Below are 12,119 nucleotides of genomic sequence, written 5' to 3'. Positions count from 1 at the left end.
CCGTTTGTTCTGTCGTGACTCATTCAGGCTTCGGTAAGTTGCTGTAGAAAGTTCTTCAGCGCCACGCCAGGGTCATCGTCTTCGGATGCGATCATGCGAATGCCCCATTGCCGCAGAACTTCCTCTTGTACCGGATTCGGCTTGTGTGAGAACACATAGGAAATAGGCCGCACACCCAGCGCTTCGTGTTCGTTCCATATCTTCGAAAGCTTGTGGAAGAGCAAGCGGATATTGGTATCCGATAGGCTGTAACCAATGAACAGAACGGCCTTGCTGAGCGTATCCGCACGCAATTTGATATCCAGCGGAGTTTCGAATTGCAGCCGCTGGTAGTAGCTCGTTTCGTCGAGCACGATAGATGCGTCATCATCGAAATCCCCGTGAAATTTCACGATCTGCCTGACCCCGTCGCGGGCCTTGGTGAGGTCGCTGGCGTTGGCGATCTTGACGTAATCCACGCCATGCGCGTCATGGGCATACTCCAGCCAGCGGTCGTAGTTGGTGGTGTATATCGCCGGAAAGCGGCCACGCACGATCAACTGGTGAATCTCCGAATCACGTATTTCGATGTTGCGATGCCACTCGCGGTCCATCCAGCTGCGTAGCGGACCGATGCTGCCTTTCTTGATCCGGTAGTACTCGGCCAGGGCGAGGAAGTTGCCATAGGTGTTGAAAACCTCCGGGTCGTAGTCGAGCTGCACGGCGATCTCATCGATCAGCTCCTTCCACGGCGGCAGGCCGATATTGGCAGACACGCCGGAGCCGACGAAGAGGATCAGCTGATTGTTCTTGTACGCCTCGCGGAGCTGGTCCATGGCAGTTCAGGCCTCCCGCAGGAACGTGACGAAGGCATCCAGAGCGTGCCGTCGCATGGACAGCCCATTCTTCTGCTTGCCCAGCTGGGCGAATGTCTGGTGCTGACCTTCGGGTATGAATACATCGTCCCATTCGAAGCCGCCATGACCGGCGGGTGATGGCGCAATTCGCCCAGCGACGATCCCTTCGAAAAAGTGCCGCTTGCGGCCGTCGCAATAGCCGATCAGGGTTCGTGCCTCGGCGGCGGGATCGTCCAGGCGCCCGATCAGTTCCGAAAATCGCTCGGCCTGCAGCCTGTCCCAGAATATCTGCGTCAGGCCTCCGGGAAAGCCGTTGAGGCTATGGATGAACAGCCCGGTGTGTTCGACGAATACCGGTTTGCCGATCAGTTTGAACGCGGCCAGAAGCTTATCGCTGACCAGCTGCTGCAGGTCCTCCGTGCGCAGCTCCTCGATACGGATCGGGAAGGGTTTCACCTCGATTCCGCTCGGCTCGAGAATCTCGCATACCTCGCGGATCTTCTGCTGGTTGATGGACGCAAAGCGGATTTTCATGGAACGAGCCAACTCCCGTTGTTCGGCGGGCTGGTGTAGCCGCTTGCGACGGCTGCCATGTCTGTATGACGCGAGGTGGGCGACTCGGTTCGCCGTTGAACGGATGACAGCAAGCGCAGCCGCCTAAAGCGCCCAGCGTCACCGCGCTCCTCTCGGCAGGACTCGTGGAGATATTTTCGCTGTAGCGAGCGGGGGCCGCATCAGGCTGGTTGCGGCCGCTGGCTGAGCCGCACGGATCCATGCGTGATCCGACTGGATGCAAGGCGCCGGCAAGGCGAGTGGTCGGCAGCAATTGCTGATTGTGCTGCTCAGCTCTGGCCAGGACGTGCCGGGCAAGCCGTTTGCACCTGGCGGATGCGCTCGGCCGGGACGCGCAACTGGCGGAGCAGGTATTCGGCGAATTCCGGCGTGTATGGCTGGCGGGCGATGGCTTGCTCCATGCAGAACAGCCAGGCGTCGCGCTCGGCTTCGCCGACTTGCCAGCGGGTGTGAAACTGCGGAATGCTGATGCCACCGTACTTTTCGGCGTAACGCTTCGGCCCACCCAGCCAGCCGCTGAGGAAGCTCGCGAGGCGATCCCGCGCTTCGCTCACGTCATCTGGATACATGGCGCGAACAATCGCCGCCTGTGGTGCTTCTTCCATCACCTGATAGAAGTCAGCGACCAGCTGTTGCAGTCCCGACTCGCCGCCTGCAGCCTGGAATGAAGCGTCACCGACGCCGAACGCGGGTTCTTGAGCGGAGGTCATCAGGCTTATCCCTGGCTTGTTGAAAGAGGCGCGCGATGATGCGCGTTTGCCCCAGATCAAGACAAGTGCAACCAGTGCCGACAGGGCAGCCTTAGCTGGTCTAAGCTGAAATTCCACACAATAGCGGAGACAGCAACATGCGCAGGCTTCTGATTGCATACGATGGTTCGGACAACGCCAAGCGTGCTCTGCAATACGTCGTCGACCTGGCGCGGGACACAGGGATGGCGCTGCAGGTGCATGTTGTCAACGTCCAACATGAGCCGGTCATCTATGGCGAATATTTCACTGCGGCCATGTACGACGAGCTCAACAACAGTCTGATTGCCAAGGCACGTACCGTTCTGGACGAGGCGGCTGCCGTGCTGCAGGGCGCCGGCCTCAGCTGTGAAACCCATGCGCTGATGGGCAACGTTGCCGAACAGGTCGCCGATGCGGTTAAGCGACTGGACTGCGACACGGTAGTGATGGGGACCCGCGGCCTGGGTAGCTTCACCGGGCTGGTACTGGGTTCGGTAGCGAACCGGGTGATCCACGAGGTATCGGTCCCGGTGCTACTGGTCAAATGAGCTGAGATGCCAGCCCTGGTCGATCAGCCCTGCTTGCCTTTGAGCAGGTCGGCCAGGTTGGCGAAGGCTTTGAAGGTTTCTTTCGGGCCAAGATCGCTGCCGGGGCGGGCTTCGGCCTGGTATTGGTTGTCCGTGTAGCGAGAGTGCTCGTTATCGTGACAATACAGACAGAGCAGCTCCCAGTTGGAGCCATCCTCGGGGTTGTTGTCGTGATTGTGGTCCTTATGATGGACCGTCAATTCACTCAGACGCTTGCCGGAAAATTCCCGGGCGCAGCGCCCGCACACCCACGGGTACATCTTCAGTGCTTTTTCCCGGTAGCCCTGCTCGCGCTGGCTATAGGGCGTGGTGGGCTTGCTGGTACTCATCGTCAATCCTCGCCGGATTACTTGTTCTTCAAAGGCCGTGTGCCCGTCACCAAGAGTGGGACAGGAACGGCCCTCAGTTAAGCCGATAGCGGTCAGCCAGCCAAGCCGACGTAGACGTTCTGCACGTCATCGTGGGCGTCGATGGCCTCAAGGAAGGCTTCGACTTCTTCCAGTTCGGCACCGGAGAGGCTGACCGGGTTCTTCGGGCGATAGCCGAGCTGCGCGGATTGCACGGTAAAACCGAACTCCGGCAGGGCTTTGCAGACGGCGTCGAGATCGGTCGGTTCGGTGATGAACAGCGTGGCGCCTTCATCCGCTGCTTCGAAATCCTGCGCCCCGGCCTCGATCGCGGCCATTTCGGCGTCGGCGTCGCCCTGAGGCGCCGCCTCGATCATGCCGACATGGTCGAAGTCCCAGCTTACCGAGCCGGAAGAGCCCAGCTGGCCCTTGCGGAACAGCACGCGGATTTCGGCAACGGTGCGGTTCACGTTATCGGTCAGGCACTCGACGATCAGCGGAACCTGGTGCGGTGCGAAACCTTCGTAAAGGGTGCGTTCGTAGTGGACCACCTCGCCGCTGAGGCCGGCGCCTTTCTTGATTGCGCGCTCGAGAGTGTCCTTGGGCATTGAAGCCTTCTTCGCCTGCTCGACGACAAGGCGCAGACGCGGGTTCATGTCGGGGTCGGCACCGCTGCGGGCTGCGATCATGATTTCCTTCGACAGCTTGCCGAAGATCCTGCCCTTGGCGTTCGCCGCTGCTTCCTTATGCTTCGCTTTCCACTGTGCGCCCATGCTCGTCCCCGTCTGAAGTGATGAAGTCAGGCGCGGATTCTATAGCGTCCGCACGGGTTTCGTCGCCGGTGGCGGGCGAGCGGGGTGCTAGGGCCTGTCATGGGCCGATCGACGGTGTGCTGGCGACTGTGCCGCTCAATTTCGCCGTCACTGTATGGAGCGCTCACCGGGGGCGGCGTCTTTAATGCTCTTTTACGTAACAAGGTGCGTCACCATGTCGCCTCGGGATCTGCTGCTCGCGCTGGTCGTCATCGTCGTCTGGGGCATGAACTTCGTGGTGATCATGGTTGGTCTGCACGACGTACCGCCGATGCTGCTCGGCGCCTTGCGTTTCATGCTGGCTGCGGTGCCGGCGGTGTTCTTCATCAGACGGCCGCAGGTTCCACTGCGCTGGATGCTGGCGTATGGAATGACCATCTCGCTCGGGCAGTTCGCCTTCCTCTTCACCGCCATGAAGCACGGCATGCCGGCCGGGCTGGCGTCGCTGGTGCTGCAGTCGCAGGCATTCTTCACGCTGTTCTTCGCCGCAATGTTTCTCGGCGAGCGGATACGCGCAGCCAATCTGCTGGGGCTGGTCATAGCGGCCTGTGGCCTGGCGCTGATCGGTGCGCAGAGTGGGTTGGGAATGACCCTCAGCGGGTTCGTGCTGACGATCTGTGCGGCGTCCATGTGGGCGCTGGGCAATATCGTCACGCGCAAGGTCGGCAAGGTGAACCTGGTCGGTCTGGTGGTATGGGGCAGTCTGGTGCCGCCGTTGCCATTCCTGGCGCTGTCGCTATGGCTCGAAGGGCCGCAGGTCATCGAGACCGCGCTACGCGGCATCGGTTGGCAGACGATTCTGGTGCTCGTGTACCTGGCCTTCGGCGCGACGATTCTTGGCTATAGCCTGTGGAGTCGCCTGTTGTCGCGCTATCCGGCGAATCAGGTGGCGCCATTCTCGCTGCTGGTGCCGGTGGTCGGGCTGACCTCGGCCAGCGTACTGCTGGGGGAGCGACTGGGATCGCTGCAGTTGGGCGGGGCGTTGCTGGTGATGCTCGGGCTGGCGGTGAACGTCTGCGGCGGCTGGCTATTCGGTCGGCTGCGCCTTGTTAGGGCCTGAAACGCCCGGCGTCAGACCGGGCGTAGCAGTAACTGGCTTCAATGGGTGGCGGCGTGAGCGCCGAGCAGCGTGGTGGAGCCACCCTTCTTGTCGCGCTTGGCCATACGTTTTTCTTGCGCCGTTTTCATCGGCTTTTTCTTGCCGTTCTTTTTTGCGTCCATTCCCTTGCTCATGGTGTTCACCTCTGATTGCTGGCTGGACAGGTTCCTGATGTGCGAAGGCCTGACTGTCGCCGCTGGAGCGAAGCCTGTTTCCGGCCTAGTGTCTTCCATGACCGCTGCAGTATGGCACTGCTGCGCTGCAATGCACGCACTGCTTTACGTTGGGCTCAGTCGAACAGGCTGCGCTGGTCGCGCTGGCTGCGACGAGCGTCGTAGCGCTGGCGGAATATTGCCCGATAGTGTGTGGCAAGGCGTGGCAGCTCGGCCAGTTGCAGCAATGTTTCGTCAGCCAGCATTGGATCGAGAAAACAATGCCAGACATGCGCGACGCTGATGGCGGGGTGCGGCCGCTCCAGCAGTTGCAACCTGTCGCCCGGGTGCAACGCTCCTTCCTCGACGGTGCGGTAGAGCCAGCCGGTGCGACCGCTCGTCGACAGCTCGCGCGCCAGGCCTCGCACGCCGTGGCGATTGTCCAGCCTGACGCAAGGCGAGCGCGGCTGGCTGACTTCTATCAGTGCAGTTCCCCAGCGCAGCCGATCACCGATGCATACCTGATGCTCATCCAGCTGTTCGCTGCCGAGGTTCTCGCCGAATGCACCGAGGCCAAGTCGAGTGCGCAACTGCGGGAAACGTTGGGCCCAGTAAGCGTAATGCTGCGTCGGGTAATGACAAAGCGTGCGATCGGGGCCGCCGTGAAAGCGCTGGTCGGCGACCCGGTCGCCCTGCAAACCCGCCATTCCCAGCCAGAGCGGGCCGGTGCTCGCGTGTTTGTCCATGGCGGTGGCCTTGCTACTGCCGGGCAGTGGCGAAAACTGTTCGCATCGCAGCGGGCCGCTGACGGTCCAGCTTTGCAGCGGGGTGGTCGCTACGCGCTCATTCAAGGCTGCTGCGCCTGGTTGAGCCGCTCCAGCTCGCGACGCACCATTGCGGTGTATTCCGGCGGGCTGAGCTGATACAGCTCGGTGGCGACCCAGGCCAACCAGCGCGAGCCAAGTGTCGCTTGCTGGTCCAGCAGCCGTTGGGCTTCAGCGCGGGCGCGCTCGGCGTTGTTCTGATGGAAATCTGCTCGACTCACGAATCGTCTCCATTGCGGTACTGGCGATGAAAGGAGTGGCGATGGTAAACCCGTAACGCTCGCGTTAGGCTCGATGGCTCTTTTTTCGCGCCACGAGAACGATGCATGTCAGTGTCCGTGAACTTCAAACAAAAAATCTCCCGCCAGCGTCCCTATGGCAAGGCCGAAGCGGGCCAACGGGCCAGCGACGGCAACCTCGACGTCGTGCTGGACCAGCTGGAGAGTGACCGCGGGCGCATCATCAACTCGGCTGCGGTGCGTCGCCTGCAGCAGAAGACCCAGGTATTCCCGCTGGAACGCAATGCCGCAGTACGCAGCCGCCTGACGCATTCGTTGGAAGTGCAGCAGACTGGCCGCTTCATCGTTCGCACGCTCTACAAGCAGCTTGGCGACAGGGCTGCCGAGTTTGGCCTGGACGGACTCGAGCCAGCGCTGCAGAGTCTGGTCGAGATGACCTGCCTGATGCACGACATCGGCAATCCCCCGTTCGGCCATTTTGGTGAGTACGCCATCGGCGAGTGGTTCGAGCGCAATCTCGACGCGCTGTTCAACGCCGCTGTGACGCCGGAGCAGGGCGATGCCGAATTGCGCAAACGGATGTTGGTCGATCTCAAGCACTTCGAAGGCAACGCCCAGGCGGTTCGGTTGGTGGTTTCGCTGCAGCGGCTGAACCTGACCTATACGCAGACCGCCGGCCTGCTCAAATACGTTCGTCCCGCTTATCAGGCCAAACCGGCGAAGGGCACGCCTGGCGCTTACCTGCTGAAGAAGCCCGGCTTTTACCTGTCCGAGGAGCCCTTCGTGCGTACCCTGCAGGCCACGCTGGACATGCAGCCGTGCACGCGACATCCGCTGGCCTACGTGATGGAAGCCGCCGATGACATCGCCTATTGCCTGGCCGATATCGAAGACTCGGTGGAAAAGGGCATCTTCAGTATCGAGCAGCTGGCGCAGCTGCTGCTCGACAAGTTCGCCCTGCATGGTTCAGTGGATGCACCGGTGCCGGGGCCTGAGCGCAGCTTTCGCAGCATGGTCAATTATGCGCTTGAGCGGGCGCACAAGGAGCCGATCAACAAGGCTGGCGAGTTTTTCATCTGGCTGCGTGTGAGCCTGATCCATCCGTTGGTGCAACATGCCGCGCGGCAGTTCGTCGACAACATCGAAGCCGTCTATCACGGCACCCTCGACCGTGCATTGCTGGAGGACGACAGCCTGGCCAACGCCATCGTGCAGACCTTCAAGGATGTCGCGATGGACAAGGTGTTCTGCCACCGCGAGGTGGAAACGCTGCAATTGCAGGGCTATCGCATTCTCCAGGGCTTGCTGGAGTTCTATGCGCCGCTGCTGCGCGTGCCGGCAACGGTGTTCGATGCACTCACCCTCGGCACCTGCCGCAGCGAACCTCACCTGCAGATGCTTGCTCGGCGCCTGCCCAACCAGCTGGTCAAGGCCTACTACGAAGCGCTCAAGGACCATGGCGAGCAATCGATGGATCGGCCTTTGTGGGAGTTCTACTACCGCAACCGCATGCTGCAGGACTACATCAGCGGTATGACCGACCAGCTGGCCCAGGACGAATACCGCGCGCTTTCTGCACTCTGACCGTGCGCTGCACCGAGGCCGTCGCCGCGCTTGGTACGGGCATTGCTATGGCTCGGTGCAGCAGTCGTCGTGCAAGCCCCGCAATGGCGCACGGCGGGAAACCGGTAAAATCCCTAATCTGTTGATTAAAAAGGATTAATGACGCTCGGGCAGCATGCTCGAAGCGAACTCCGGCTGCAGGTGACGGTAATCAGCCATGGCGCAGTGATGCATCTCGGTGCGTGCGCTCGGGTGTGATTACCGTTTTGGTGCGTAGTACCCGCTGAGGCTGTAGTCATCCATGGAAAACCTCGACAGTGCCGTGCAAACCCTGGTTCACGGCTCCAATACCCTGTTCATCCTGATTGGCGCGGTGATGGTGCTGGCCATGCATGCCGGCTTCGCCTTTCTCGAAGTCGGCACGGTGCGCCTGAAAAATCAGGTCAATGCCCTGTCGAAAATCATCACCGATTTCGCTGTGTCCACCCTGGCGTACTTTTTCATCGGCTACTGGGTCGCCTATGGCGTCACCTTCATGCAGCCAGCGGATCAGCTGGTGCTGGACCATGGCTACGCGCTGGTGAAGTTCTTCTTCCTGCTGACCTTCGCTGCGGCTATTCCGGCGATCATCTCCGGCGGCATTGCCGAACGCGCGCGCTTCGGTCCGCAGCTGTGTGCAACGCTGCTAATCGTCGCGTTCGTCTATCCATTCTTCGAAGGGCTGATCTGGAACGGCAATTTCGGCCTTCAGGCCTGGCTTGAGCACCAGTTCGGTGCATCCTTCCATGACTTCGCCGGCTCCGTGGTGGTGCACGCCATGGGCGGCTGGCTGGCCTTCGGTGCGGTGGTTCTGCTAGGGCGGCGTAACGGTCGTTATCGGGACGGCAGGTTGGTGGCTTTCGCGCCGTCGAATATCCCATTCCTAGCTCTGGGCTCGTGGATTCTCATCGTTGGCTGGTTCGGCTTCAACGTGATGAGCGCGCAATCCCTCGAAGGCATCAGCGGGCTGGTCGCCGTCAATTCGTTGATGGCAATGGTCGGGGGAACGGCTGCGGCATGGCTAGCCGGGCGCAACGATCCGGGCTTCCTGCACAACGGGCCGCTGGCCGGGCTGGTGGCGGTCTGTGCCGGTTCCGACCTGATGCATCCCGTCGGCGCGCTGGCCACCGGTGCTATCGCCGGGGCGTTGTTCGTCTGGGCATTCACCGCCACGCAGAACCGCTGGAAGATCGACGATGTGCTGGGTGTATGGCCGTTGCACGGCCTGTGCGGGATCTGGGGCGGAGTGGCCTGCGGTATCTTCGGCCAGGCGGCACTGGGCGGGCTGGGTGGTGTGAGCCTGATCAGTCAGGTGATCGGTAGCGGCCTGGGCATGCTGGTGGCATTGCTGGGCGGCTTCGGCGTTTATGGTCTGCTCAAGCTGACGACAGGCATTCGCCTGAGCCAGGAAGAGGAATTCAACGGCGCGGATCTTTCCATTCACCGAATCGGCGCGCTCAGCCAGGATTGAGGCGCCGGATGCAGCGTGCCGGCGCAGCCGCGCTTCAGTAGCCGCGGCTGCGTTCCACCAGATCACTCAGCGGATGCCCGTCGCGCAGTGCCAGCAGGTTGCGTGCGGCGATTCTCGCAGCACTGCGCATGTCCGTTGCGGCTGCCACGTGCGGCAGCACGGTTACTTGAGGATGGCTCCAGAATGGATGCTCTGACGGCAGCGGCTCGCTGCGAAAAACATCGAGCACCGCATGGCCGACTTGGCCGCAGGCAAGGGCCTGCAGCAGATCAGCCTCGACCAGATGCCCGCCGCGCGCGAGGTTTATCAGTCCGGCGCCGGGACGCAGGGCGGCGAAGAAGCGCTGATCCAGCAGGTCGCTGGTCTGTGCCGTCAAGGGCAGCAGGTTGATGACGATGTCGCTACGGGCCAGTAGCGGCCAGAGCGCGTCCTCCCCATGCTCCAGCGACAGGCCTTCCACTGTGCCGCCGTGCAGGTTCCAGCCAGTCACTCGATACCCCAGCGCCAGTAGGCGGGTGGCGCAGACGCGGCCCATCTGGCCGGTGCCAAGCAGCGTTACCTGAATCTCATCGGCACGCCGCTGTGGCAGCTGCTGCCAGTCGCGCGCGTGCTGTTGCCGGGCGTAGGCATAGAAATGCCGGTGCAGCGAGAGCGTCGCCCACAGCGCGGTTTCTGCCATGGCCGCACTCATGGCTGGATCGACCATGCGTGCCAGCGGCACGTCGGGCAGGCTTGGGTCGCTCAGCAGGCGATCCACTCCGGCCCACAGCGACTGAATGAGGCGCAGGTTGGGTAGCCCTCGCAGCGAGCCCGGACGGGGATTGGCGACCACCGCTGCGGTAATCAGCTCAGCATCGGCTGGCGTCACGGTCAGGTGCCAGTGGGCGTCTGGCAGGGCATCCTGCAATTCTGCGAGCCAGGCGTCGCGCTCATCATCGTCGAAGCTGCCGCAAAGCAGTATGTGCATGCAGATGGTTCCTCGTGGGTACGGGCGGAACTGTACTCAGCCGCAGGGCCTCTGAATAGGCAAGTAGCGGAATGCGCGCGACGCGCCTTTCGGCCTGTAAACGAGCCCCTAGGAGAGCACCATGGAACTACCTAACAAAGACCTTGGCACCCTGTTCGAGCAGCTCGGTCTGGCGTCCGATCCTGCCAGTATCGACGCATTCATTGGCAAACATGGACGCTTGCCGGAAGACGTCCGTCTGGCCGACGCGCCGGTCTGGAATGAGTCGCAGCGTGCGCTGCTGCGTGATGAGTGGATCGAAGATGCGGAGTGGGCACCAATCGTCGACGAGCTTAACGTGCGTATGCACGAGCACTGATCGTCGGCCCAGGCTGCGGCAAGCGACGCAGCCTGGTTCTGCCGTATGCAATTCAATCCAGCAGATCGGCCGGGACGTTTCCGCCGTTTTCGGCCAGCTTGTTCAGCACCGCCTTGTGCAACCACATATTCATCTGTGCCGAGTCACCCATCTTGTCAGCCGGGCAGCCCAGTTCGGTGGCCAGCTCCTTGCGCGCCGTCAGGCTGCTGTCCAGGCCGAGCAGTTTCAGCAGATCGACGATGGAGGTACGCCAATTGAGCTTCTCCGGGTGGTTGTGCGCCATGCCGTCGAGCTTGGCGGCAACGTCGACCTGATCGACAGCCGGGGTGGCGGGCGCGCCTGCGCCGCCGGTCGAGGCTTCGGGTGGTGTCGTAGGTGCAGTGCTAGCCGGCGCGGCATGTGCCTGGCCGAGGCCGATCTTTTCCAGTATCGAGTTGAAAAAGCCCATGGGGGTCTCCTGGCTGCGTGAATGATGAGCCGTGGCTCGCAGAATAGGACCGCCTGTGTATCGATTCGTCGCGCAAGCTGTGCCCCAGCCCGGCGGGTGACGTGAGAGTTCAGGCCCGAAATGCCCCGCATGGGACTGGTCATCCACCGCTTTGCGCTGGCTTCGCCGCTGCGCTTTCGGTTTCCAGCACGCTCGTGCTGTAACCGCAGCCTGCCTAGAATGCCGTTTTCTGTTTCCGGGACCTACTATGAGCGAGCCGACCCAACACGACCTCGATATCGATGCCCGCTACGCCTGCGCCAAAAATCTCGCGTTGGAAGCTGCGCGGCTGGGCATGGATTTCTACCGGCGGCGCGAGACACTGGCCGTCGAGCACAAGGGCAGCGACCAGCAGGACGTGGTCAGCATTGCTGACAAGAACATCGAAGATTTCATCCGTGCCCGGCTGGCCGAGCAGTTCCCGCAGGACGGCTTTCTTGGCGAGGAGAGCGGTTCAGCGGATCTCAAGGCGCGCTGCGTCTGGGTGATCGATCCCATCGACGGTACGGCCTGCTTCGTCAACGGTTTGCACAACTGGTGCGTGTCCATCGGCCTGCTGGTCGACGGCGAGCCCTTCATCGGTGCGATCGCCGATCCCAACCATGATGAGCTGTTCCATGGCTGCCTCGGCCGCGGCGCTTACGTCAATCAGACCCGGCTCAAGGCCAGCGCCGCGACCCATGTGCGCGAAGGGCTGACCGGCGCGGGCACCTTTCATCCCCGCGGCAAGGAGCACTTCATCCCGTTTCTGGAAAAACTTCTGGCCGAAGGCGGCATGTTCATCCGCAACGGCTCCGGCGCGCTGATGACCGCCTACGTCGCTGCAGGGCGCTTGATCGGCTACTACGAAACCGAACTCAAGAGCTGGGATTGCCTGGCCGGGCTGGTGCTCGTGGCCGAGGCGGGCGGGCTGCGCAACGACTTCTTCCGTAATGCTGGCTTGCTCAGGGGTAACCCCTATCTGGTGGCGGCGCCTGGTGTGTATCGGCAGCTGAGCGAACTCATCGGTCCTTCGCTGGACGCCTGAGTCGATC

At 62.0% G+C, this 12,119-nt stretch carries 16 protein-coding genes; 6 read left to right on the top strand and 10 right to left on the bottom strand.

The genetic code is table 11. The features are described from left to right. Window positions 1–23: 23 nt before the first annotated feature. The 3 genes from UIB01_RS13860 to UIB01_RS13850 form a co-directional block, all read right to left on the bottom strand. Window positions 24–815 carry an SIR2 family protein gene (locus tag UIB01_RS13860; RefSeq protein ID WP_038661561.1) on the bottom strand — a complete coding sequence of 264 codons (792 nt, stop codon included), beginning with the start codon at window positions 813–815 and terminating at the stop codon, window positions 24–26. Between the two features lie 6 nt (window positions 816–821). Beyond that, window positions 822–1,370 (bottom strand): non-canonical purine NTP pyrophosphatase, encoded by a 549-nt coding sequence (locus tag UIB01_RS13855; protein ID WP_038661558.1) that lies wholly within the window; start codon window positions 1,368–1,370, stop codon window positions 822–824. Window positions 1,371–1,678: 308 nt separating this feature from the next. Next, window positions 1,679–2,119: a group II truncated hemoglobin gene (locus tag UIB01_RS13850; protein ID WP_038661555.1), complete on the bottom strand. Its 441-nt coding sequence runs from the start codon at window positions 2,117–2,119 to the stop codon at window positions 1,679–1,681. A 137-nt stretch (window positions 2,120–2,256) separates the two neighbouring features. Here UIB01_RS13850 and UIB01_RS13845 point away from each other — a divergent pair, with 137 nt between their 5' ends. Beyond that, window positions 2,257–2,688: a universal stress protein gene (locus UIB01_RS13845; RefSeq protein WP_038661552.1), complete on the top strand. Its 432-nt coding sequence runs from the start codon at window positions 2,257–2,259 to the stop codon at window positions 2,686–2,688. A gap of 23 nt (window positions 2,689–2,711) precedes the next feature. Here UIB01_RS13845 and UIB01_RS13840 read toward each other — a convergent pair whose 3' ends face one another. Together UIB01_RS13840 and UIB01_RS13835 are read right to left on the bottom strand one after the other, a co-directional pair. Further along, complete coding sequence (locus tag UIB01_RS13840; protein ID WP_015277555.1) at window positions 2,712–3,056, bottom strand: YajD family HNH nuclease; 345 nt, start codon at window positions 3,054–3,056, stop codon at window positions 2,712–2,714. A gap of 92 nt (window positions 3,057–3,148) precedes the next feature. Further along, window positions 3,149–3,847, bottom strand: a complete 699-nt coding sequence (locus UIB01_RS13835) for a YebC/PmpR family DNA-binding transcriptional regulator (protein ID WP_015277554.1) — start codon at window positions 3,845–3,847, stop codon at window positions 3,149–3,151. Between the two features lie 214 nt (window positions 3,848–4,061). Between UIB01_RS13835 and UIB01_RS13830 the strand changes: the two genes are divergently transcribed. Beyond that, entirely contained in the window at window positions 4,062–4,946 is an 885-nt protein-coding gene (locus tag UIB01_RS13830; protein WP_038661548.1) for an EamA family transporter, read from the top strand. A 38-nt stretch (window positions 4,947–4,984) separates the two neighbouring features. Here the strand turns inward: UIB01_RS13830 and UIB01_RS23535 are convergent, their stop codons facing one another. The 3 genes from UIB01_RS23535 to UIB01_RS13820 all read right to left on the bottom strand — a co-directional run bounded on the left by UIB01_RS23535 (window position 4,985) and on the right by UIB01_RS13820 (window position 6,182). Continuing rightward, window positions 4,985–5,119, bottom strand: coding sequence for a hypothetical protein (locus UIB01_RS23535; RefSeq protein WP_256044301.1), 135 nt, complete (start codon window positions 5,117–5,119; stop codon window positions 4,985–4,987). A gap of 155 nt (window positions 5,120–5,274) precedes the next feature. Further along, a complete protein-coding gene (locus UIB01_RS13825) occupies window positions 5,275–5,883 on the bottom strand; it encodes an MOSC domain-containing protein (RefSeq protein ID WP_230585316.1) in 609 nt (202 codons plus the stop codon). 101 nt (window positions 5,884–5,984) lie between these two features. After that, entirely contained in the window at window positions 5,985–6,182 is a 198-nt protein-coding gene (locus UIB01_RS13820) for a hypothetical protein (protein WP_038661545.1), read from the bottom strand. Window positions 6,183–6,287: 105 nt separating this feature from the next. Here UIB01_RS13820 and dgt point away from each other — a divergent pair, with 105 nt between their 5' ends. After that, complete coding sequence (gene dgt, locus UIB01_RS13815; RefSeq protein WP_038661542.1) at window positions 6,288–7,784, top strand: dGTPase; 1,497 nt, start codon at window positions 6,288–6,290, stop codon at window positions 7,782–7,784. A gap of 280 nt (window positions 7,785–8,064) precedes the next feature. Continuing rightward, window positions 8,065–9,273, top strand: a complete 1,209-nt coding sequence (locus UIB01_RS13810; protein ID WP_038661539.1) for an ammonium transporter — start codon at window positions 8,065–8,067, stop codon at window positions 9,271–9,273. A 34-nt stretch (window positions 9,274–9,307) separates the two neighbouring features. Here the strand turns inward: UIB01_RS13810 and UIB01_RS13805 are convergent, their stop codons facing one another. Further along, window positions 9,308–10,240 (bottom strand): 2-hydroxyacid dehydrogenase, encoded by a 933-nt coding sequence (locus UIB01_RS13805; protein WP_038661536.1) that lies wholly within the window; start codon window positions 10,238–10,240, stop codon window positions 9,308–9,310. Between the two features lie 121 nt (window positions 10,241–10,361). Here UIB01_RS13805 and UIB01_RS13800 point away from each other — a divergent pair, with 121 nt between their 5' ends. Beyond that, window positions 10,362–10,598 (top strand): DUF2789 domain-containing protein, encoded by a 237-nt coding sequence (locus UIB01_RS13800; RefSeq protein ID WP_003299299.1) that lies wholly within the window; start codon window positions 10,362–10,364, stop codon window positions 10,596–10,598. A gap of 52 nt (window positions 10,599–10,650) precedes the next feature. Here UIB01_RS13800 and UIB01_RS13795 read toward each other — a convergent pair whose 3' ends face one another. Then, window positions 10,651–11,046, bottom strand: coding sequence for a DUF3597 domain-containing protein (locus tag UIB01_RS13795; protein WP_038661529.1), 396 nt, complete (start codon window positions 11,044–11,046; stop codon window positions 10,651–10,653). Between the two features lie 247 nt (window positions 11,047–11,293). On the opposite strand from UIB01_RS13795, the gene UIB01_RS13790 reads away from it, so the two are divergent. Beyond that, the gene (locus UIB01_RS13790; RefSeq protein WP_038661526.1) at window positions 11,294–12,112 is read left to right on the top strand and encodes an inositol monophosphatase family protein; all 819 of its coding nucleotides are present in this window, start codon (window positions 11,294–11,296) and stop codon (window positions 12,110–12,112) included. The last annotated feature ends 7 nt before the right edge of the window (window positions 12,113–12,119 follow it).

Origin of the sequence: Stutzerimonas decontaminans (genome assembly GCF_000661915.1) — a bacterium.
GTDB lineage: Bacteria > Pseudomonadota > Gammaproteobacteria > Pseudomonadales > Pseudomonadaceae > Stutzerimonas > Stutzerimonas decontaminans.
This window is presented reverse-complemented; position numbering and strand designations above follow the sequence as displayed.

Coding starts and splice junctions, on each gene's coding strand:
- UIB01_RS13860 (WP_038661561.1), bottom strand. CDS start 815: ATGGACCAGCTCCGCGAGGCGTACAAGAACAATCAGCTGATCCTCTTC.
- UIB01_RS13855 (WP_038661558.1), bottom strand. CDS start 1,370: ATGAAAATCCGCTTTGCGTCCATCAACCAGCAGAAGATCCGCGAGGTA.
- UIB01_RS13850 (WP_038661555.1), bottom strand. CDS start 2,119: ATGACCTCCGCTCAAGAACCCGCGTTCGGCGTCGGTGACGCTTCATTC.
- UIB01_RS13845 (WP_038661552.1), top strand. CDS start 2,257: ATGCGCAGGCTTCTGATTGCATACGATGGTTCGGACAACGCCAAGCGT.
- UIB01_RS13840 (WP_015277555.1), bottom strand. CDS start 3,056: ATGAGTACCAGCAAGCCCACCACGCCCTATAGCCAGCGCGAGCAGGGC.
- UIB01_RS13835 (WP_015277554.1), bottom strand. CDS start 3,847: ATGGGCGCACAGTGGAAAGCGAAGCATAAGGAAGCAGCGGCGAACGCC.
- UIB01_RS13830 (WP_038661548.1), top strand. CDS start 4,062: ATGTCGCCTCGGGATCTGCTGCTCGCGCTGGTCGTCATCGTCGTCTGG.
- UIB01_RS23535 (WP_256044301.1), bottom strand. CDS start 5,119: ATGAGCAAGGGAATGGACGCAAAAAAGAACGGCAAGAAAAAGCCGATG.
- UIB01_RS13825 (WP_230585316.1), bottom strand. CDS start 5,883: ATGGACAAACACGCGAGCACCGGCCCGCTCTGGCTGGGAATGGCGGGT.
- dgt (WP_038661542.1), top strand. CDS start 6,288: ATGTCAGTGTCCGTGAACTTCAAACAAAAAATCTCCCGCCAGCGTCCC.
- UIB01_RS13810 (WP_038661539.1), top strand. CDS start 8,065: ATGGAAAACCTCGACAGTGCCGTGCAAACCCTGGTTCACGGCTCCAAT.
- UIB01_RS13805 (WP_038661536.1), bottom strand. CDS start 10,240: ATGCACATACTGCTTTGCGGCAGCTTCGACGATGATGAGCGCGACGCC.
- UIB01_RS13800 (WP_003299299.1), top strand. CDS start 10,362: ATGGAACTACCTAACAAAGACCTTGGCACCCTGTTCGAGCAGCTCGGT.
- UIB01_RS13795 (WP_038661529.1), bottom strand. CDS start 11,046: ATGGGCTTTTTCAACTCGATACTGGAAAAGATCGGCCTCGGCCAGGCA.
- UIB01_RS13790 (WP_038661526.1), top strand. CDS start 11,294: ATGAGCGAGCCGACCCAACACGACCTCGATATCGATGCCCGCTACGCC.